General features: G+C 66.1%; 16 protein-coding genes and 1 tRNA gene. 3 read left to right on the top strand and 14 right to left on the bottom strand.

All coding sequences use genetic code 11. The annotated features are described in order from the left end of the window. Positions 1-26: 26 nt before the first annotated feature. The gene (locus AC1DV7_RS10120) at positions 27-371 is read left to right on the top strand and encodes a cupin domain-containing protein (RefSeq protein WP_477596990.1); all 345 of its coding nucleotides are present in this window, start codon (positions 27-29) and stop codon (positions 369-371) included. Between the two features lie 65 nt (positions 372-436). Here AC1DV7_RS10120 and AC1DV7_RS10115 read toward each other — a convergent pair whose 3' ends face one another. From AC1DV7_RS10115 to AC1DV7_RS10080, 8 genes are all read right to left on the bottom strand, one after another. Continuing rightward, positions 437-880 carry a hemerythrin domain-containing protein gene (locus AC1DV7_RS10115; RefSeq protein WP_477596989.1) on the bottom strand — a complete coding sequence of 148 codons (444 nt, stop codon included), beginning with the start codon at positions 878-880 and terminating at the stop codon, positions 437-439. A 150-nt stretch (positions 881-1,030) separates the two neighbouring features. Further along, positions 1,031-1,107: transfer RNA gene (locus tag AC1DV7_RS10110), tRNA-OTHER, on the bottom strand. Positions 1,108-1,305: 198 nt separating this feature from the next. Further along, positions 1,306-2,304 carry a glycosyl hydrolase family 32 gene (locus AC1DV7_RS10105; protein WP_477596988.1) on the bottom strand — a complete coding sequence of 333 codons (999 nt, stop codon included), beginning with the start codon at positions 2,302-2,304 and terminating at the stop codon, positions 1,306-1,308. Positions 2,305-2,383: 79 nt separating this feature from the next. Then, on the bottom strand, positions 2,384-2,545 hold the full coding sequence (locus AC1DV7_RS10100; RefSeq protein WP_477596987.1) for a LacI family DNA-binding transcriptional regulator: 162 nt from the start codon (positions 2,543-2,545) through the stop codon (positions 2,384-2,386). Positions 2,546-2,667: 122 nt separating this feature from the next. Next, a complete protein-coding gene (locus AC1DV7_RS10095) occupies positions 2,668-3,897 on the bottom strand; it encodes a glycoside hydrolase family 32 protein (protein ID WP_477596986.1) in 1,230 nt (409 codons plus the stop codon). A gap of 159 nt (positions 3,898-4,056) precedes the next feature. Continuing rightward, positions 4,057-4,977 (bottom strand): carbohydrate ABC transporter permease, encoded by a 921-nt coding sequence (locus AC1DV7_RS10090; RefSeq protein ID WP_477596985.1) that lies wholly within the window; start codon positions 4,975-4,977, stop codon positions 4,057-4,059. 2 nt (positions 4,978-4,979) lie between these two features. Then, positions 4,980-5,936, bottom strand: coding sequence for a carbohydrate ABC transporter permease (locus tag AC1DV7_RS10085; protein WP_477596984.1), 957 nt, complete (start codon positions 5,934-5,936; stop codon positions 4,980-4,982). 136 nt (positions 5,937-6,072) lie between these two features. Next, positions 6,073-7,362: an ABC transporter substrate-binding protein gene (locus AC1DV7_RS10080; protein WP_477596983.1), complete on the bottom strand. Its 1,290-nt coding sequence runs from the start codon at positions 7,360-7,362 to the stop codon at positions 6,073-6,075. A gap of 389 nt (positions 7,363-7,751) precedes the next feature. On the opposite strand from AC1DV7_RS10080, the gene AC1DV7_RS10075 reads away from it, so the two are divergent. Together AC1DV7_RS10075 and AC1DV7_RS10070 are read left to right on the top strand one after the other, a co-directional pair. Continuing rightward, complete coding sequence (locus AC1DV7_RS10075) at positions 7,752-8,777, top strand: LacI family DNA-binding transcriptional regulator (RefSeq protein ID WP_477596982.1); 1,026 nt, start codon at positions 7,752-7,754, stop codon at positions 8,775-8,777. 385 nt (positions 8,778-9,162) lie between these two features. Next, complete coding sequence (locus tag AC1DV7_RS10070) at positions 9,163-11,697, top strand: glycoside hydrolase family 32 protein (protein ID WP_477596981.1); 2,535 nt, start codon at positions 9,163-9,165, stop codon at positions 11,695-11,697. Positions 11,698-12,027: 330 nt separating this feature from the next. Here the strand turns inward: AC1DV7_RS10070 and AC1DV7_RS10065 are convergent, their stop codons facing one another. The 6 genes from AC1DV7_RS10065 to AC1DV7_RS10040 all read right to left on the bottom strand — a co-directional run bounded on the left by AC1DV7_RS10065 (position 12,028) and on the right by AC1DV7_RS10040 (position 19,344). Further along, entirely contained in the window at positions 12,028-12,312 is a 285-nt protein-coding gene (locus AC1DV7_RS10065; RefSeq protein ID WP_477596980.1) for a LacI family DNA-binding transcriptional regulator, read from the bottom strand. A gap of 175 nt (positions 12,313-12,487) precedes the next feature. Continuing rightward, a complete protein-coding gene (ppgK, locus tag AC1DV7_RS10060) occupies positions 12,488-13,315 on the bottom strand; it encodes a polyphosphate--glucose phosphotransferase (RefSeq protein ID WP_477596979.1) in 828 nt (275 codons plus the stop codon). Continuing rightward, positions 13,312-14,292: an acetylxylan esterase gene (locus AC1DV7_RS10055; RefSeq protein WP_477596978.1), complete on the bottom strand. Its 981-nt coding sequence runs from the start codon at positions 14,290-14,292 to the stop codon at positions 13,312-13,314. Before AC1DV7_RS10055 ends, ppgK begins: the two co-directional genes overlap by 4 nt. 148 nt (positions 14,293-14,440) lie before the next feature. Then, on the bottom strand, positions 14,441-16,834 hold the full coding sequence (locus AC1DV7_RS10050) for a GH116 family glycosyl-hydrolase (RefSeq protein WP_477596977.1): 2,394 nt from the start codon (positions 16,832-16,834) through the stop codon (positions 14,441-14,443). A 366-nt stretch (positions 16,835-17,200) separates the two neighbouring features. Beyond that, a complete protein-coding gene (locus AC1DV7_RS10045; protein ID WP_477596976.1) occupies positions 17,201-18,328 on the bottom strand; it encodes a Gfo/Idh/MocA family protein in 1,128 nt (375 codons plus the stop codon). Beyond that, positions 18,325-19,344: a sugar phosphate isomerase/epimerase family protein gene (locus tag AC1DV7_RS10040; protein ID WP_477596975.1), complete on the bottom strand. Its 1,020-nt coding sequence runs from the start codon at positions 19,342-19,344 to the stop codon at positions 18,325-18,327. The genes AC1DV7_RS10045 and AC1DV7_RS10040 overlap by 4 nt, the downstream gene beginning before the upstream one ends. Positions 19,345-19,347 lie beyond the last annotated feature (3 nt).

Raw genomic sequence — 19,347 nt, 5'->3', positions numbered from 1 at the left:
CGGCCACCTGAACCACAACCCTGGAGATGAAGACGATGCAGAACGAGTCCCTCAACGACCTGACGCGACACCACCTCGAGCTCGCGCGGGCGGCCACCAGCGGACGGAGTGCACAGACCGTGTTCGGAGGTCACCATCACGTCCTTCGCCAGACCCTCATCGCCCTCCGCGCCGGCAGCGCCCTCGACGAGCACGAGAATCCGGGCGAGGCGACGGTCCAGGTCCTGCATGGGCACGTCAGGCTCGTCTCAGGGGACACGTCGTGGAGCGGGTCACCGGGGGACCTGCTGGTCGTGCCCGATGCCAGACACGCCCTCGAGGCCGACGAAGACTCCGCGATCCTCCTGAGCGTGGGCAAGAAGAACGGTTGACACCCGGCTGCCTGCCTGGGCACTGACCCAGGGGGTCGGGCGGCTGGCCCTGCACCAACCGGGCATCACTGCCCGATCATGCTCTGACCCGGGTGAGCCTCATGCCACGCCAGCATCGAGGCGTCCCACTCGGCGCCTCCCAGCGCGATGAGCGACGCAGGGAAGAGGCCGTCCTCCTCCTTCGAGATGTGTTCGTGCAGCTCGAAGACCGCAGCCCGAACGCGTTCCTGGTCGGCCAGGTCTGAAAGGTCCACCCTGACAAGCAGGTCCTCCAGCTCGCGGTGCTCCCGCACCAATGGACCGATGTGCTCCGCCACCAAGGGGTCGCGACCCATCACGGCGAACAGACCGTTCTCCTCGCCCTGCCAGTGGGACCGCAGCTCGGCGCCCATGGCACCCAGCAGCGCACGCGCCTCGGCCAGCTCACCGCGGTCGATGGCGCGCACCGCGTCGCCACCCAGGTTGGTCGCCCGCTCGTGCTCGGCAATGTAGTCCCTGATCAGAGGCATCTCTCGACACCCGCAGTAGTGGCACATGGCTCCATCCCTCCACGGGTCGCACCCGTTTCCCCGACCCTAGGCGCAGGTCCCCCCGGCGGGTACGAGCAGAGGGCCCCCAGCCAGCGTTGTCGCTGGCCGGAGGCCTCTCGTTGCACAGGGTGGCAGGTGAAGGATTCGAACCTTCGAAGCTCTCGCGATGGATTTGCAGCCCGCCGTATGCCGCCCGCTCACCTGCCTTCACGGCTCGCGCGCGCACTTCGCCGCGACTTCCCCACAGACACTCGCCGGCAACCCAGTCGGCCAACGTTGGATCGAGGACCAGACTCGCGCGTGCCATGGGTCCCCTGCGACTCCCTGGGGCACCCGGGTCGCCAAGAACGGTCTTGGCACATTCGCCCCATCGGCGTGCGCCATTCCGCCGCCAGGGCTGTTGGCTAGGAGCCAGTTGGCGGTGGGTGCTTCTCGTGATGGGCGCCGTAGCTGTCGACGAACCAAATGCGTCCGTCCTTCAGCACGCACTTCATCGGGTCAGTGACGGTGCCGATGAAGACATCGTCGACTCGGTTGATGAACGCGAGGAACATCATGTCGCCGGAGGTTCGGTCGCGAATGAACCGGCCGACGTACAGCTCATCGGTGGTCAGCAACTGTGCACCTTCGATGTCGTACGGACCCAACGGTGTTTCGGCCCTTGCTGCCCACACTCCCCCCGTGGTGCCCGTCGCGCGGCGCCACTGTGCGGCGTCCTGTGCCAAGCAGCTGAACGTGACGAAGTGAGCGCCATCGAAGTCCAGGAGGTTGAGGACTTCTAGTTGGCCGAAGCCCTGGCCCGGCTCTGTGAGCGGGCCACGCAGCTCCCACCCTGTGAGGTCCGCGGACCAACCGTGGCCGATGACGCCTCGATCGAAGTTGTCCGGCGGACCGGAGACCGCCCGAGCCGTGATCAGCATGTGCCATCCGCAACCCTCCGGGTCCGGAAACACCCAGGGGTCGCGGAATGCCTCGTCGTGCCAACGCCCGTCGGCAAGCTTCTCGTACCATCGGTCATCCGTTGCCAGGACGGGACCCGTGCCCTTGTCCCAGTGGATCAGATCGGTACTGGTGGCGAAGCCGATGGTTTGGATGTTGCTGCTGGCGGGGGCGCGCGTGGCGCCGGTGTAGAACATGAACCACCGACCGTCTGGATGCCTGACGACCGACCCGGTCCAGGTGGCGAGGTCATCGAATGCTGGTGCGTCGCTGCGCACGAGCGCATCCTCAACTCGTATCCAGCTGCGGAGGTCCTCCGACACGGCATGCCCGATGGAGGCTCGGTCATGCCTGGCGTCTGGATCCTGCAACGCCCTCGAGGCGAAGAGGAAGAACATGTGGTACTTCTGGCCGTCGTCGACGAGCCAGAAGTCCCACACCCATGAGTCCGGGAGTCGAAACACCAATGTCTCCTTCGTTGTTTCGCTGCCGCCGAACGAACATCCCAATGCATTGAGCCGAGTCCCCGCGGACTAAGCGTCGCTAGGCACGGGTGCGCCGGATCGATGCTGCCGCCTCGTTGCGTTCGTACCCGAGCGCCGTGATCGCGTGAAGCACAGCGGTCCGGGCGGCTTCGCTGACGTGGGCGTTTTGATTCACGACCCGCGACACCGTCGCAGTGCTGACTCCAGCGATTCGCGCCACATCCTTGACCGTCGGCGGGCCCGGCGCCTGGCGGTCTTCGGGCCGCGCTCGCGCCACGGCGCAGCCCTCGTCCGAGGTTGGCTGTAGTGGCTCGGTACCAGCCTGAGGGTCTATCTGCGGTGTCACGATATGCCGCCAAGTTTGGTCGGGGACACGGGCACGGCTGCCGGCACGGGCAGTTGCGCTCCGGCGATTGAGGTTCCCGTGCAGACCTCCAGAACAGGACCGTCGACGATGACGGTCAGGTTCTCAGCAGGCCTGCCGCGCACTGATGGGATGCGCAGGTGTGTCGAGCCGATGCTGACCACGAGCTCGTCGCGACCGGACGTCACGTCGATGCCGTTGTGGTGGAAGCCGTCGATCTCGTCAACCTCGAGCAGCTGGACGTTCGGGTCGGCGCCGTTGGTTGGGAATGCGTTCATCGCGTTGGGGTGCGGTCGAAGGTGCAGCGCACCGTCGACGACCGAGAGCCGGTAGGGGATGCTGAGGGCGCCCGACCAGCCGGCCTCCAGGTCGGCTACTCCCCGGATCCAGAAGATGGCGCACGGGAGGTTGTCGGCGTCGAGGAACGCTGTCGCGGCGTAGTGGCCTCCTCCGTGCGTAATCTGCGTCCATTCGGTGCTCTCGAACCGGCCGTCCTGAAGCTCTCCGACGGCAGCGAGTACTTCGCCGGTGATGCCGTCCTTCCAAGAGCCGACGAAGAGGACGTCATGCCCGTCCACCCTGACCAGGTGGGGACATTCCCACGCGGTGCCGAGCCAGGGTCCGTCGTTTCTGAGGACTCCGACCGCGAGCTCGCCATCGAAGGCCCAGGTGGTCAGGTCCTTGGACACCCAGCTGAGGACTGCGGGGCGCCCGTCGTCATATCCAGCGCCCACCACCATTCGCCAACGATCATTCTCTCGCCGCACTGACGGGTCACGGAAGACGGTGATCCGCTTGCGCGTCTTCACATCGAGAGGAAGGGCGACGCGTTCCCCGTTCGTCCACGTTTGCCACGTGGAGTCTGCGGGAGCTGCGGCTCGCACGTCCGCAAGATCAAGATGTGGTTCCCGGGCCGAGGTGTACAGGATCAGCGGCTGCCCGTCTGGGAGGAGGCAGAGGGTTCCCGTCCAACATCCGGTCTCATCGGGGGCAGGCTCGAGCGCGGTCGCCTCCGGGACCCAGTTCATCAGGTCGAGGCTTGTGGCGTGCCCCCAGCTGATCTCGGGACTCCATGACACCCGCTCGGGAAGGGCTTGGTGGAACAGGTGGTATCTCCCGTCGTGGAAGACGACTCCATGGGGGTCGTTGAGCCAACCCTGTCGGGGTGTGAAGTGAAAGGCTGGTCGCCCATTCTTTGCGTGGCTCATGGGCTGACTCCGCTGGATAGTGAGTTGGAACGGGCGCGAAAGAAGGTTTGGCTTGCGCAGCTGACGCGGGCGCTGAGGAAGGACGGGTGGTGCTTCTGGCCGTCGTCGTCGAGCCAGAAGCACCACCCGCTTGTCTTGGGAAGTTGGAGCACCAAGCTCTCAGCCCTTGACGCCGGAGGATGCGATCGAGTTGATGAACGATCGCTGGAAGGCGATGAACAGGATCAGCACCGGAACGGTGATCATGGTTGCGTACGCCATGATCTGGCCCCAGGCGACGTTGAGCTGTTTGAAGTAGCCGATGCCGACCATCACCGGGCGAAGTTCCTCGGACTGAACGGACATCAGCGGCCACAAGTACTGGTTCCACATCGGCAGGAACGTCAGGATCGCGACCGTGGCGATGGCTGGGCCTGACAGCGGCATGATGATGCTGCGGTAGATGCGGAACCAGCTCGCCCCGTCGACCATGGCAGCCTCGTCCAGCTCTTTGGGGATGCTGTCGAAGTATTGGTAGAAGAGGAACATCGAGAAGGCGTTGGCGATGAACGGGACGATCTGCACCTGGTAGGTGTCCAACCACCCTTGGCTGAAGCCGCCCGGTCCGAAGAAGGGCAGCTTGTTGGACCACCACAGCAAGGGCAGGGCCAGGGTCTCGAACGGAACGATGAGGGTGGCGAGGATGATCCCGAGGACGAAAGATCCGCCGCGGAACTTGATCCGGGCCAGTGAGAAGGCCGCCATCGAGTTGACGATGAGCCCGAGCACCACGGTGACGACCGTGATGAGGATCGAGTTCATCATGAACTGCGCGAACGGGACCCGGTTGAAGACTCCCGTGTAGTTGTCCAAGGACAGGTCACCGACGGGCAGGAACGCCTCAGGTCCGGTGAGGTCGGCGAAGATCTGGGTGTCGGGTTTGAAGCTGGAGATGATCATGAACAGCAGGGGCAAACCGAACACCAGGCACAGGGCGACCCGAAGGATGACCCCCAGAGCGACGCTGATCCGGCTGGGGCCCTGGTCGGGGCGGTGGGTTGCGGGGGCCGCCGTCTCGGCGACGTGGGGCAGGGCGGTCATGGTCAGGCCTTCTCACGGGTGAGGTATCGGTTGACAAGAGTGACTGCGAGGACGAGCACGAAGAAGGCCAGCGAGATCGCGGAGGCATAGCCCGTCTGTTGCTGCTGGAACCCGGTCCGGACCGCCATGAGCACCAGCGTGGAGGTCGAGTCCAAGGGTCCCCCTTCGGTCATGATGTTGACCTGGGTGAACAGCGAGAACGCCGAGATGGTGATGGTGATCAGGATGAAGGTCCGGGTTGCCCGAAGTCCCGGCCAGGTCACGTAGCGGAACTTCTGCCACGTTCCGGCGCCGTCCAGGTCGGCGGCCTCGTACAGGTCGCCCGGGATCGTCTGGAGGCCGGAGAGCCAGATGACCATGTGGAAGCCCATGGCCTGCCAGGCGGACATGAGGATGATGGCGATAAGCGCGGTGTGCGGGTCGCCCAGCCAGTCGGGCCYGGCGATCCCGAAGTTCGACAGTGCTTGGTTGATGAGGCCGTTCTTCTGGTAGAGGAACAGCCACAGCATCGACACGACCACCATGGAGGTGACGACCGGAAGGAAGTACACAGTCCGGAAGAAGTTGACTCCGCGCATCTTGACGTTGACGAGCAAGGCCAGCCCGAGGGCGCAGGCGGACTGCAACGGCACGATGACGATGGCGAAGACGATCGTGTTGCGCAGCGACTTCCAGAAGGTCTCATCGCTGAAGAGCCGGGTGAGGTTGTCCAGGCCGGTGAACTGGGCGGGCCTGGGAGAGATCAGTCTCGCGTCGGTGAAGGCGAGGATGAAGGTGAGGCCGATCGGGATCAGCAGGAAGGTGATCAACAGGACAGCAGCGGGCACCAGCATGAGCACTGCGGTGCCGGTCGCCTGCCCGGGCCGTCGAGGCTTGCCGGTCGCGGTTGGCCTCCCGCGCTTGCCGGTCGTGACCGGCTTCCCGCGCTTGTCGGCTCGAGGCGTCGAGATGGTCGTCATTGTCCGTCTCCTTTGATGTGCACAACGGGTCACGCACGTTCGGTTTGATGTCAGGCCGAGGTTGTGAGGTCAGGTCGTCAAGTCGGTATGCCGCGGGTGGAACACTCGCCGCGGCATACCGCGTCCTGTCACGGCCTCACTTGAAGTAGCCGTTGCCCTTCTGGTTGGCGTCGATGTCCTTGACGGCCTGGTCGAGCGCCTTCTTGGGGTCGGCACCGGTCAGGATGTCCTGGGCAGTCTTGGTGAACTCCGTCGCGATGAACGGGTAGCCGGGGGTGATGGGACGCAGCACCGCAAACTTCTTGGCGTACTGACGGAAGACGTCGTTCTCACCGCCAGCCTGGTAGCCGGGCACGGTGGCGGCGGCTGCATCCGTCGCCGGGATGTTCTTGGTTCCCGCCGCCACTGACGCGACGTACTTGTCCTGGGCGGCGAACTTCATGTAGTCCTGCGCGCCGGCCTTCTCGGCGCAGCCGGTCGAAACGCCCCACTGCCACGAGCCGCCCCCGATCTTGGGGCCGTTGCCGAGGTCCGGCGGCGGCAGGAACAGGGTGTCAGCGCCGAATGCCTTGCGGGTGTCCGTCGCTGTCCAGGTGCCGTTGTAGAGAATGGCGGTCTTGCCGTTGACGAAGTCCTTGGCCGGGTCGGCGCCTGACTTGAGGGGCACCAGTCCGTCGGTGACCAGGCCGCGGAACCACTTGGCCCACTCAACCGCCTTGTCACCGTTCAGGGTCCCGTCCGCCGACTTGTAGTCGGTCCGGTTGACGAGGTCACCGCCGAAGCTCTGCAGCATCGGCGAGTAGGCGTACGGCCACCACTCACCGGTGAAGCTCGTCGCGATGTCGAGGGGGTTCTGGTACTTCCCCGATGCCTTGAGCTTCTGGAGTGCGGCCGTGAACTCATCCTTGGTCCAGGGCTGGTCGATGGTGGGGACCCGGATGCCGTTCTTCTCGAGGATCGTCTTGCGGGTGACCATCACGAGGGCCACGTCGTAGTACCCGTAGGAGTAGGTCTTACCGTTGTACTTGCCGAGCACGCTGGGCAGGAACTTGGAGAGCGTGCTGTCCAGGCCTTCGAGGGGGGCGAGGTAGCCGGCCCATGCCCAGTTGGGGACGTTGGGGCCGTCGATGTCCAGGATGCAGGGCAGCTTCTTCGACGCGGCCGCGGCGACGACGGACTGGTTGTAGGAGTCCTGTGGGAAGGCCTGGATCTTCACCTTGTACTTGGTCTGGCTGGCGTTGTAGTCGTCGACGATCTTGGTGATCGCGGCGAGCTCTTCCTTGTTTCCGGCGTTGTGGGTCCACATGGCGAGTTCGCCGTTGCCGCCACCGCCGGAGCTGCCGCCCTTGGCGCAGGCGGTGAGTGACAGGGGTAGGGCGGCGACAAGCAGGCCGACGACGATGCGTTGGGTTGGGTTGAGCTTCACGGAAGTCCTCCGAGGGATCCAGGTGCAGATGAGGATGTGCAGATAGGGATACAGAGCCGGGATGACGGGCTCCGTTGGTTGTCTGGGTCAGTGCCCGTGCGCACGGTCGTGCCGACTCCATCGTGTGATGACCGACGTTTCAAGGCCGGGCCTCAGCGACGAAAGTGCGGGCCACGGCCTCGTCGTTGGGGCTGCCGAGGGACCCCTGGGGTGGGAGGGCCCTTCGAGTGCTAAATTGATTCAGCAGACTGCAGGCTAGCAGCGTCGAGATGACACCACAAGGGCTTGCTAAAACCTTTTCAAGTGCAACTTCGTGACTGAGTACTGGTCCCTGTGGATAGGATCAGCCCTACGTGGCCGAGCGCGTCACAGCCAGGAGGGAGTAGCGGATGCCCAAGCGCGTCACCCTCGCTGATGTCGCAGCCAAGTCCGGGATGTCAAAAACCGCTGTCAGCCTGGTGCTCAACAACCGTCCCGGGTCGCGGCTATCCGCGGATGCCATGGAGCGGATTCAGGCGGCGGCGCGCGAGCTGAACTACCGGCCCAACCCCGCCGCGCGGTCCCTGAGGATCGGCAAGACGCACACGGTCGGCTTCATCTCCGACGAGGTGACCATCACGCGGTTCGCCTCGGCCATGATCCGGGGGCTGCTCGACGTTGCCGACGAGCGCGACCACGGGGTTCTGATCGCGGAGACGGGAAACCACCCCCTCCAGTTGGAGAAGGCCCTGGAGTTCATGATCGACCGCCAGGTCGATGGAATCGTCTTCGGCTCGCTCACCGCACGGCTGCTTGAGCTGCCGGACCTCCCCGAAGGCCTCCGCGCGGTCACTGCAAACGCCACCAGCACCAGTGCTCACTCAGCCGTCCTACCGGCGGAGCAAGAGGCGGGCTACCGGGTGACCCGGCAGCTGCTGGACGCCGGCCACCGCCACGGAATTGGGATCGTCGGATACGCCCCGAAGGCCATCGCCAGCCCCATCATCTCGGCCACCATCGGCAGCCGGTTCGCGGGCATCTACCAAGCACTCGACGAGGCAGGGGTTGCGCCTGCCGTCACGGCCGAATTCGAAGTGTGGGAGCCCTGGAATGGGTACGACGCCACCAGGAGCATCCTCGATTCGGGCGTGAAGGTCACCGCCTTGATCTGTCTCAATGATCGCGTCGCCTTCGGCGCGCACCAGGCGCTGACGGAAGATGGCGCGACCGTCCCCGATGATGTGTCCATCGCCTCTTTCGACGACGACGAGCTCGCCTCCTACATGCGACCGGGCCTCACCACCGCAAAGCTCCCCTATGAAGAGATGGGTCGACGCGCGATGACACAGGTCCTGGATCCCGATGCCCCCCGGGGAATCCAGCTCATCGACATGCCGATTCAACTTCGCCAATCCATCGCCGCGCCCCGCTCGTAGCCCTCGGGCATCCGAGTCCGCGGCGAGCAAGACAAGGCTTTCGCGATGGATTTACGGACCGACGTATGCCGCCCGCCCACCTGCAGATTTCCGCTCGCCGGCGAACCTCGCCGCGAATTCGCCACGGAGACTCGACGCCAGTCGGCACCCGTCAGGCACACCATCAGACACCAGATCGGCGCAGGCGGCGCTCCACCCAACTGAAGCTCCCCCGATCGCCTATGACAGCCCGGCGCTTCTCACAGCGAGGCACTGCAGCGCGCACAGATGCCTCGACCCCGTGCGGCCCTGCAGGCGTCCCACGATGCGACACCCATTTCTTGACCTACCGGGCAGTCACCCTCACACTCGCCAATGACAACGTTGTCATAGCGGAGGTTCGTCCATGTCTGTCAGTACTCGTTCACCCTTGCGCCGGCCGCTCGCCGTCGTCCTGCTGGTCCTCGCGGCCCTCGCCGCACTCGGGGTGGCGCCCGCGGCGGCAGACACACCCCAACACCGCCCCGCATACCACTTCAGCCCCTCGAAAAACTGGATCAACGACCCCAATGGGCTCGTGTTCTCCAAAGGCGTCTACCACCTCTTCTTCCAGCACAACCCTCTGGGCAATGTCTGGGGCAACATGTCCTGGGGGCACGCGACGAGCACCGACCTCGTCCACTGGAAGGAGCAACCGGTCGCCATCCCGTTCGACGCCAACGAGGGAGTGTTCTCCGGCTCGGTGGTCATCGACAAGACCAACAGTTCCGGCTTCGGCACGGTGACGAACCCCCCACTCGTGGCGATGTACACCAGCGCCTACACGGCCGCCAGCGGTCGCGAGGGCATTCAGGCACAGTCGCTGGCGTACTCGACGGACGACGGTCAGACGTGGACCAAGTACTCGGGCAACCCGGTCATCGACATCGGCTCGCGCGAGTTCCGCGACCCCAAGGTCTTCTGGTACGAGGCCGCCAAGGAGTGGCGGATGGTGTCGGTGATCGCCAACGAGCACAAGGTCCTGATCTGGCGCTCCGCCGACCTCAAGCACTGGACCCGGCTCTCCGAGTTCGGCCCCCGCGACGCCATCGGCGGCCTCTGGGAGTGCCCGGACCTCTTTCCCTTGGCAGTCGACGGTGACCCGGAGAACGTCAAGTGGGTCATGATCGTCAGCCTCAACCCGGGCGGGATCGCCGGCGGCTCGGGCACCCAGTACTTCGTCGGTGACTTCGACGGCACGACGTTCACGCCGGACGGGCCCGCGAGCTACCAGCCTCCCACCGGGACGCTCCTGCAGGGATTCGAGAACGGGTATGCCGGGTGGACCCCGACCGGGACCGCCTTCGGGTCTGAGCCGGCATCCGGTTCGCTGCCGGGCCAGCAGCCGGTCACCGGCTACGTGGGCGAGCACCTCGTCAACAGCTTCATCGACTTCGACGGCGCCCAGGGCGAGCTGACCTCCCCGCAGTTCACGGTCAACCAGAAGTACCTCAACTTCCTCATCGGCGGCGGCCACCACGAGGCTGTCGCCGGCGCGACCCAGGGCGACCCCGGTGGCGAGGTCTTCACCAACTTCGAGAACCTCGACCCCGCGACGCACCTGCCCGCCGGGTGGAGTGCCACAGGGGACTTCGTCGGCTACGGCGCGACCAGCTCAGGCCTGCCCTACCACCAGGGTGACAAGGTGCTCGACACCTGCGTCGTGCCCGACAAGTGTGACCTCGCCGTGGGCACCTTCGTGTCGCCTGAGTTCACCGTGACCAAGGGTTACGTCAACCTCCTCATCGCGGGCGGAACGCACCCGGCCGGGACCAGTGGCCCGACCGTCGTCGAGCTCGTCTCGGGCGGGCAGGTTGTCGGGTCGGTGACGGGAAACAACTCCGGTGAGATGGACTGGCGCCACATCGACGCCAGGGCCTTGGTGGGCCAGCAGGCCCGCATCGTCGTCCGGGACGACCACAGCGGAGGTGACTGGGGACACCTCATGGTGGACGACATCCGGTTCTCCGACATGGCAGCCGGCCCGCGCGACACCCAGACGACCGTCAACCTCGTCGTCGGCGGCGAGGCCGTCCGGTCCAGCACGGGGTCCGACAGCGAAGCCCTCGACTGGGCCTCGTGGGACCTCAGCGACCTGCAGGGCAGGACCGCGCAGATCACGGTGGTCGACCACAGCTCCGGTGGGTGGGGYCACATCCTCGCCGACCACTTCATGCTCGCTTCCGCGCCTGCCAAGAGCGGGACCGACCGTGCCAGCTGGGTCGACTTCGGACGCGACAACTACGCCGGCGTGACCTTCAACGGGCTGCCCGACAACCAGCGCACCACCATCAGCTGGATGAACAACTGGCAGTATGCCGGCGACGTGCCCACCGACCCGTGGCGCGGCCAGATGACGATGCCCCGCAGGCTGTCCCTGGTCACGACCGAGGCGGGACCACGCCTCCGCCAGACCCCGGTCCCCGGAGTCGATGCGGTGACCGTGAACCGCGACAAGCAGCAGGCCAAGGAGCGTTCGCTCGCGGCCGGGGTGACGCCGACCGGGCTCGCCGCGACCGTGGCACGGGTCGAGGTCCGCGTCGCCCTGGGCTCGGCGTCCGAGGCCGGCGTCGTGCTGCGGCGCAGCGCCGACGGCGCGGTGGGCACCAGGATCGGGGTCCGTCGCGACGGCACGCTGGTCGTTGACCGGACCCGCAGCGGCAACGTCACGTTCAACCCCCTCTTCCCCAGCGTCGAGGAGGCTCCCGTGAGCGTGCGCGACGGCGAGGTGACCTTCACGGCATACCTCGACCGCAGCTCGGTCGAGGTTCTGGCCGAGGACGGTCAGGTCTCTGTCACCGACCTCATCTACCCGCCCGCCTCGGCGACGGGTGTCGCTGCCTACGCGGTGGGCGGCACCGCCAAGGCTGTCGACGTCAAGGTGACGCCCATCCGCCCCTGACCCGGGTACCGAAGGAGGGCGCCTGACCCGCGTAGCCGCGGGCCAGGCGCCCTCTGTCAGCCCTGGGGGCGGGTGAAGGCCCCGAACCTTCAAAGCTTTCGCGATGGATTTACAGACCGGCGTATGCCGCCCGCTCGCCTGGACCTTCTCGGCTCGCCAGCGAATTTAGCCGCGATTTCCCCACAGACACTCGACATCAGACGTCGACTTTCGACCACACCCGGACCCTTAGGTCATGCCCTGAGCATGAGGCGCTCCGCCCACGATTGGTGTCGCACACGGCCGCCATCGACGCGGGTTCGTTGCCTGGTTCCAAGTCTGTTGCCAGCCCTATGACCCGGCGCCGCGACGAAGTTGGGCAGCTGCCTCGTTCCTCTCGTAGCCGAGCAGCGCGACGGCGCGCTTCACCCGCAGCCGGGTCTCCTCGCGGACATGCGGTTCGGCATTCATAACCCGGGACACCGTCGCGAAACTCACCCCCGCCATGCGAGCGACGTCTTTGATGGTCGGGGGCCTGGGAGCGTCACTTCGGTCCGCAGTCCCGTTGGCATGGGTGCCCTCAACCTCGACATTCGACACACGGGAATTTCGGCGCGCGGCTGAGGCGTCCGTCATGAGGGTTGCCCTCCATTCACGAAGGCCCAGGAATCCGCCACGATGTGGTGGGGGCGGGCGACCCGACACGCAGTCCTATGAGCAGTCGCGCCGCCGGGGTCTGGTCGGCCGGGGTCACCGATCTCGGCCCAGGCGGTGGTCGGCGGGTTCCAGCCCGCATTCAAAGACCTCCCGCTCATGACGGGAATGGTTCTGCTGGGGGTTGGATGGCGCGCCCGGCGCGGTGTTGGATCAGCTGCGTGGCGTCGGCGCGGTGCTGCATCCAGGCGGCGTCGGCTGCACCGATGATGCCGGCGTTGTTGGTCGACTGAGCGAGCCGGACCGGGGTTCGCGGGTTGAGGTGGTGAAGCCACTTTTCGGGGTTCTTGGAGATGCCGCCGCCCAGGATGATCAGGTTGGGCCAGACGAGGTTTTCCAGGGCCTTCAGATAGGTGTCGGCGCGAGCGCCCCACTCGGCCCAGGTCAGCTGGTCGCGTTCGCGGGCTGACGCGGCCGCGCGGCGTTCGGCCTCAACGTTGTCGATCTCAATGTGGCCGAGTTCAGAGTTGGCGACCAGCTCGCCGTTGTTGATCACGGCGACACCGATGCCGGTGCCGAAGGTGACGACAACGACGACGCCTTGCTGGCCCCGGGCTGCGCCGTAGTGAGCTTCGGCGAGGCCGGCGGCGTCGGCGTCGTTCAGAAAGGTCGATGGCCCATCCAGCCGGAGACCGATGAGCTGGTGCAAGGAGGAACCGATCCAGCTGTCGTCCAGGTTGGCGGCGGTGTGAGCTACGCCGTCGAGGACGACGCCGGGGAAAGCGACGCCTACAGGGCCGGCGAAGTCGAAGCGGGCGGCAACGGCGGCAACGACGTCGGACACGTCGGTCGGCGTTGCTGGTTGTGGGGTATCAAGCCGGTACCGCTGACTAACCAGGGAGCCTGATGAGATGTCGACCAAACCGCCTTTGGTTCCGGTGCCCCCGATGTCGATGCCAAGGGCGACATCTGGCTGGTCGCTCATTGGGGTGCCACCAGACGCTCGCGGAGGAATTGAACCTTGCTTTCGTCGTGCTGCCTGCTGTGAGAGTGCACGCCGAATGGATTGACCTCTATGCGCTTTCGCGCGGTGATGGCGTTATAGGCAGCGAAGACGGTTGATGGCGGGCACACTCGATCCATCAGGCCCACAACTATCGTGGTGTCTGCCGTGATGCGGCGTGCGAGTAGAGCGTTGTCTATGTAACGCAGCGTGTCGCGGGCGGCCTGGACCAGGTCGAAGTGCATGGCGAGGAAGTCGGAAATCTCGCCGTACGGGTACTCGTCCGAGAGTGTGATCGCGCGTTGGATGTCGCACAGGAAAGGTACGTCTGCCGCGCAGACCCGCACTGCTGGTGGCAGAAGGGCTGCCGCCGCAAGGGCGAGCGCTCCGCCTTGACTGCTGCCGGTGACGCCGATGCGATCAGGGTCTACGCCGGGTAGCTGAGCGGCGACCTCGACTGCACGAACGGCGTCGACATAGAGCCGGGTGTAGTAGTAGTCCTCGGGGTGGGTGATGCCTCTCGTCATGACCTCGGCTCGTTCCGCGAAGGTCCCTGTCCCGTCCGGCGTCGCTCCGGTTGACCAGCGACCGCCTTGCCCACGCGTGTCCATGACGAGGTTGGCGAAGCCGACGGCAGCGAGCGCGAGGTGGTCGCTCGGGACGCTGCGCCCACCTCCGTAGCCGATGTAGGTGATGACCAGCGGCAGCTGGGTGTCGCCCGACCCTGCTGGGCGCAGGTACCAGCCGCGTACGCGGTCACCGCGAGCGCCGGAGAACTCGACGTCCCAGACTGGCAGGTCTCCATAGACCTCGGGGCGGTGACGCGTCATCGTCGTCGGCCGGGCCGCTGCCCGCGCCTCGTCGATCCGGGCGTCCCAAAACGCGTCGAGTCCCTCAGGCTCAACCGTGGTCGTGCGGTACGTGCGCAGTTGGTCCTCGGGTAGGTCAAACCAAGGCATGGCGTGGGCCTTTCGGGGCTGGCGAGGATGGAGGAACCACGCTGCATCAGAGGGGTCGACGGACGCTGACTTACGCACGTGATGAGGACGCAGGGTCACGGGCTGACCCTGCGTCCTCATTTGGTGCACGAGCGTTAGGTCTGCGCGGTCACTGGCGTCGGGCCGATGCGTACGTGTCCCAGGCGGCTAGGGCTCGCACGTAGTAGGCCGCCCGGTAGGTGGTGGGGTCGTAGCCGTTCCACGCCTCGGGGGTGTTGAAGGCGTATGCACCACCTGCGGCGGCAGTGGGGCTGTAGATCTGGTGCACCAGACCCTCCGCGAGCTCGTTGCCGTCGGCGACCAGGTCGGGTCGTCCGAGCCGTCGGCCTTCCCGGATGAGCGTCCCGGCGAGCTCGAAGTTCGTCCCGGTCCACACCTCTGCGGCTTGGAACCCGAGTTCCAGCGGCCGGTTGAGCAGGAACGGGTAGGGCTTGCCACCGTATGGGACGAGATTCGGCGCTCCGAGCATGTGCCCCGTGGAGTCCTTCAGCTGCGTCATGAGGTCGAAGGTGTTGGTCAGGTGGGCGGCCACATGTGCAGGCGGATTGATGTCCGGCAGGCCGAGCTGCTCTGCCACGTGCTGAGGCCACAGCACGTCGACGAAGGCATCCGTGGACCGGGCCCCTGCATCAGTGAACTTGTAGTAGCTCCCGGTCCAGAAGGCCGCCTCATACGCAGCACGGGAAGTGGCCCGCGTGTGGTCGAGGGCGGCGAGATCCACCGTCGAGGCTGCGGGGATCCCGAGCCGCTTTGCGTCCTTTGTAGCGGCTGCCATGATGTCTGCGGCCAAGACGTACAGGCCGGAGTTGTAGACACCGTGCACTCCACCGGACTGCCCCATGATGTCGTAGGTGCTGGCGAAGGCGGCCGGCTCCGTGGGCAGCGTGTCGCCCTGCGGTATGCGAGATTGGACGTCGTGCGTCCAGGCGCGGAGCATCGCAGGGTAGATGTCGCGCAACAGTGCGTCGTTGCCGGAGCTGTGATACGCGCCGTACGAGCGGATCAGGTATTTAGCCGGACGGTCGAAGAAGGTAGTTTCGGGGACGGCTGGACTGGTGGAGTGCTCCCAAAGCAGCCACGGTGCGGTCAGGTGCCACCAAAGGTAGGTGCCGACCTGGCCGTTGAAGCCCGGGCTGCCGGGTACTCGGCCGTTCGGGTCTTGGGTGACCATCTCGGAGGTTGCGCGTACCCAGGCGGCTTCGGTGGAGGGGAACAACTCGCGCAGGGCGATCGCCATCTGCCCTGCGACGTCGGTCTCGCCGGCGTCGGCCCAGCCGCCACCCGTGACCGTGTGGAACAGGTGGGTGCCAGGGACCGCGGAGCCTATCCGGGGTGCGCCGGTCAGGTGTGGACTGGAGACGAGGCCGGATTCCCAGAAGGAGCCGTTGAACGGGAGCTGTCCGAGTTCGTTCAGAGCGGCCATGCGGATTGCGGGCGACACCGTGTTGTCGAATGCCACCGGCTTCCACCAGCCTGCCACGGCTTTCGCTGCCTTGTCTTCGCGGGCGAGGTTCCGGGCCGCGATGGCGAAGCCCTGGTTGCCGGCATAGCTGCCCGGGATGTAGTTGTTTCGTGCGTCTTCACGGGCTCCGTAGTAGGAGGTGTAGCGCCGCATCCAGACTGTGTCGCCAGCAGTACCGAAAGTGATTTGCGGGAAGTCCCAGGCCAGGACGAAGTGGACGGTTTGCGTCTGATGAGCAGGCAGGTTCATCGCGACTGCGAGGGCGCTGGCGGAGCTGCTGTCGTCGAGGGCAGCGTTGGGGAGGTGACCGGTTGCCTTGAAGGGGGTGTAGATGTCGGAGCCGTCGCCGTCGGCGTCCCAGGAAGTTGCGTAGGTGACTCGCTGTCCGGGTTCACTGCGAACGGCGGTGGTCCACTCGCTGTTCTGCGAGTCTGCGGTGTTGGCGGGGCTGGAGGCCCCCAGCGTGATGCCGGTGATCTTGTTGCGGTGATCGACTGTCTTGTGGCTGGTGTAGCCCGTGCGGACACTGGACACGGGGCTGGGAGTGTTCTGAACAGTGCTGGCCACGTGGGTTGGAGCGTTCGGGAAGGTGAACATCGTCGATACCTTCGTCGCCTTGCTCGTCTTGTTCGTGAGTTGCACGTCGAAGTAGGCCACCGGTTGGGACGAGGACTCGTCGTTGCCGGCCACGATGGGAGACCAGAATGTGGTCGACACAGAGGTGGAGGGCACAGCGTCGGTGTATTCAATACGGCCGAAGGGGTAGAGCGCGCTGTAGGTCCCCTTGCCAGCATCTAGGGTCGACCAGGCAGGAAGGACGGAACCGAACTCGGAGCTGTTGACGGCGAGCGTCCTCGTCGAGGCGGTTCGGCCTTGCTGCTGTTCGCGGATGTGGATGGCAGCCTGAGGAAGGATGCGCTTCTCGTAGTTGGAGTTTGTGGCTCCGCCCATGCTCCACGGACCGAAGGTCCCAGCTTGGTTGATCATGAAGGAACCCGCTCCAAGGCCACCGAGCGGGATGCCGAGGCCGGGCTGCGCCATCGGGTTGCCGAGCGCGAAGGGAACGGTGTCAGGTGCGGAGGCATCCCCCGCGCACCGCTGCCAGTCGTGAACGCTGCATGGGACGCTTCCAATGACTCCGAGGGGTCGCTGGTATGCGGCGTCGCCAAGGGCAGTGTGTCGCGCCGGTTGCGCGGCTGGCGCCAGCGGCACCGACGCTAGGGCTGGTGCGATGCCCGTGGCGGCTATGCCGACTGCGACGGCAAGAGCCGCCCGGCGCCTGCGGGCGCTCCGGCTTGTGGAGAAGGTTGGATCTTTCATGACTTGACTCGCTTCCGGTCGGCACTGACGGATGGGACATTCCGAAGGCGCCCGAGGACGGCCTTTGGGCTCGATGGGGGCTGAAGATCAGCGCCGGGCCGCGGCACTGACGACCCCCTGCCGGGGCGTCGCAGGCTCGACCCACGCGCCGGTGCGCGCTGACTCCAGAACGGCGTCGGTCAGTGCGGCTGCGCGAAGCCCGTCCGCGAAGGTGGGTAGGCCGTCGGGTCGCTCGCCGCGCACCGCCCGATGGACGTCTCTGACGAAGTTGGTGAAGCAGTCTTGGTATCCCTGGGGGTGCCCTGCAGGGACCAGGTCGTAATGGGGGCCGATGACTTGGTCCTCCGCGGCACGCGGCAGTTCCACGTTGTGTCCCCGTCCGCCGATCCAGAGTGAGTCGGGGTCTTCCTGGTCGAACTGGTACGAGGCGTCGGCGGTGTCGATGGAGAACCACAGCCGGTTCTTGCGACCGGGTGAGATCTGGCTGATGACGCTCGAACCGATCGCCCCGTGGTCGGTGACGAACTGTATGACTGCGGCGTCTTCAGTGCCCGATCCCCCGGCTCCTGTTCGCGGTAACGCCAACAGTCGCGCACTGACCCGCGCGATGCGGTGGCCGGTCACGAACTCGACCAGGTCACACCAGTGGACGCCAATGTCGCCGAAGGCTCGTGAGTGTCCTCCGAGGGCGGGGTCGACCCGCCAGTTCGTGTCGTCGGGACGTGACAACCAGTCTTGAAGGTAGCTGCCGTGGATGATCCGGACGCTGCTCTTCGGGGAGGCGAGGACACGTGCCCGGGCTTCGCGAACCGAGCCGTAGAAGCGGTACGCGAATGGGATCGCGTGGACCACGCCAGCCGCGGTTGCGGCCGCCTCGAGGCTCTCGGCGTCCGAGGCGCTCGTGGCCAATGGCTTCTCACAGATGACGTGCACGCCCGCGGCGATCACTTCGTGCGCCAGTTCCAGATGGGTGTGGTTGGGGGTGCAGATGTGGACGACGTCGACGTTGCCGTCGGTCAGTGCCCGCTCGAGTGAGGTGTATGCGGAGTCCGTGCCGAACCGTGCCGCCGCGGCGGCCGCCTGGTCGGCGTTGCGCGAGACAACCCCTGCTACCGTGCCGCCGGCAGCGCGCACCGCCCGCGCATGGACGTCGCCCATGAACCCGGTACCGACGATGACCGAACGCGGGGCTGACGTGGCGAAGGGGCGACTCATGACGTCAGCCCCGCGGCGGCGGAGAAGGCGGCGTCGAACGACATCTCGGGCGCCTCGAACAGCTGGCTGCGCAGGAAGGTCACTGCCTCGGCGGCGCCCTGCAGCCGGTCCATGCCGGCGTCCTCCCACTCGACGGAGATGGGTCCGTCGTAGCCGATGGTCGTGAGCATGCGGAAGCAGTCGGCCCAGTCCACGTCGCCGCGCCCGGTCGACACGAAGTCCCATCGGCGGCGGGGGTCGGCCCAGGCCAGGTGCGACCCGAGGATGCCGCGGCGGCCGTCAGGGGTCCGCATCTTGGTGTCCTTGCAGTCGACGTGGTAGATCCGGTCGCGGAAGTCCCAGATGAAGTTCACCGGGTCGATGCCCTGCCACACCATGTGCGAGGGGTCCCAGTTGAGGCCGAAGGCGGGTCGGTGGCCGACTGCCTCGAGGGCGAGCTGGGTGGAGTAGTAGTCGTAGGCGATCTCGGAGGGGTGGACCTCGTGTGCGAACCGGACGCCGACCTCGTCGAAGACGTCGAGAATTGGGTTCCACCTCGCGGCGAAGTCGACGTAGCCCGCCTCGACCATGGCGGCGGAAGCCGGCGGGAACATCGCGACGTACTTCCAGATCGACGAGCCGGTGAAGCCGACGACGGTGGTAACGCCCAGCCGCGCGGCTGTGCGTGCCGCATTCTTGACCGCCTCGGCCGCGCGACGACGAACTCCCTCTGGGTCGCCGTCACCCCAGACGGAAGGAGCCAAGATGCCTTGATGGCGTTGGTCAATCGGGTCGTCGCAGACGGCCTGACCTTGGAGGTGCGCGGAGATCGCGTACACGCGTAGGCCAAAGCTGTCGAGGGTCTCTTGCCGCTCGGCGATGTAGGCGTCGTCGACCGCACCGCGTTCGGCGTCGAGGTGGTCTCCGGAGCAGGCGATCTCCAGTCCGTCGTACCCCCATGAGGAGGCCAGCCGGCATACCTCCTCGAACGGCAGGTCCGCCCATTGGCCGGTGAACAGGGTCAAGGGTCGCGTCATGGC

Source organism: Pedococcus sp. P2_E4, from assembly GCF_056403935.1.
This window is presented reverse-complemented; position numbering and strand designations above follow the sequence as displayed.

Coding starts and splice junctions, on each gene's coding strand:
- AC1DV7_RS10095 (WP_477596986.1), bottom strand. CDS start 3,897: ATGAGCCACGCAAAGAATGGGCGACCAGCCTTTCACTTCACACCCCGA.
- AC1DV7_RS10055 (WP_477596978.1), bottom strand. CDS start 14,292: ATGCCTTGGTTTGACCTACCCGAGGACCAACTGCGCACGTACCGCACG.
- AC1DV7_RS10075 (WP_477596982.1), top strand. CDS start 7,752: ATGCCCAAGCGCGTCACCCTCGCTGATGTCGCAGCCAAGTCCGGGATG.
- AC1DV7_RS10115 (WP_477596989.1), bottom strand. CDS start 880: ATGCCTCTGATCAGGGACTACATTGCCGAGCACGAGCGGGCGACCAAC.
- AC1DV7_RS10090 (WP_477596985.1), bottom strand. CDS start 4,977: ATGACCGCCCTGCCCCACGTCGCCGAGACGGCGGCCCCCGCAACCCAC.
- AC1DV7_RS10050 (WP_477596977.1), bottom strand. CDS start 16,834: ATGGCGCAGCCCGGCCTCGGCATCCCGCTCGGTGGCCTTGGAGCGGGT.
- AC1DV7_RS10120 (WP_477596990.1), top strand. CDS start 27: ATGAAGACGATGCAGAACGAGTCCCTCAACGACCTGACGCGACACCAC.
- AC1DV7_RS10045 (WP_477596976.1), bottom strand. CDS start 18,328: ATGAGTCGCCCCTTCGCCACGTCAGCCCCGCGTTCGGTCATCGTCGGT.
- AC1DV7_RS10040 (WP_477596975.1), bottom strand. CDS start 19,344: ATGACGCGACCCTTGACCCTGTTCACCGGCCAATGGGCGGACCTGCCG.
- ppgK (WP_477596979.1), bottom strand. CDS start 13,315: ATGAGCGACCAGCCAGATGTCGCCCTTGGCATCGACATCGGGGGCACC.
- AC1DV7_RS10065 (WP_477596980.1), bottom strand. CDS start 12,312: ATGACGGACGCCTCAGCCGCGCGCCGAAATTCCCGTGTGTCGAATGTC.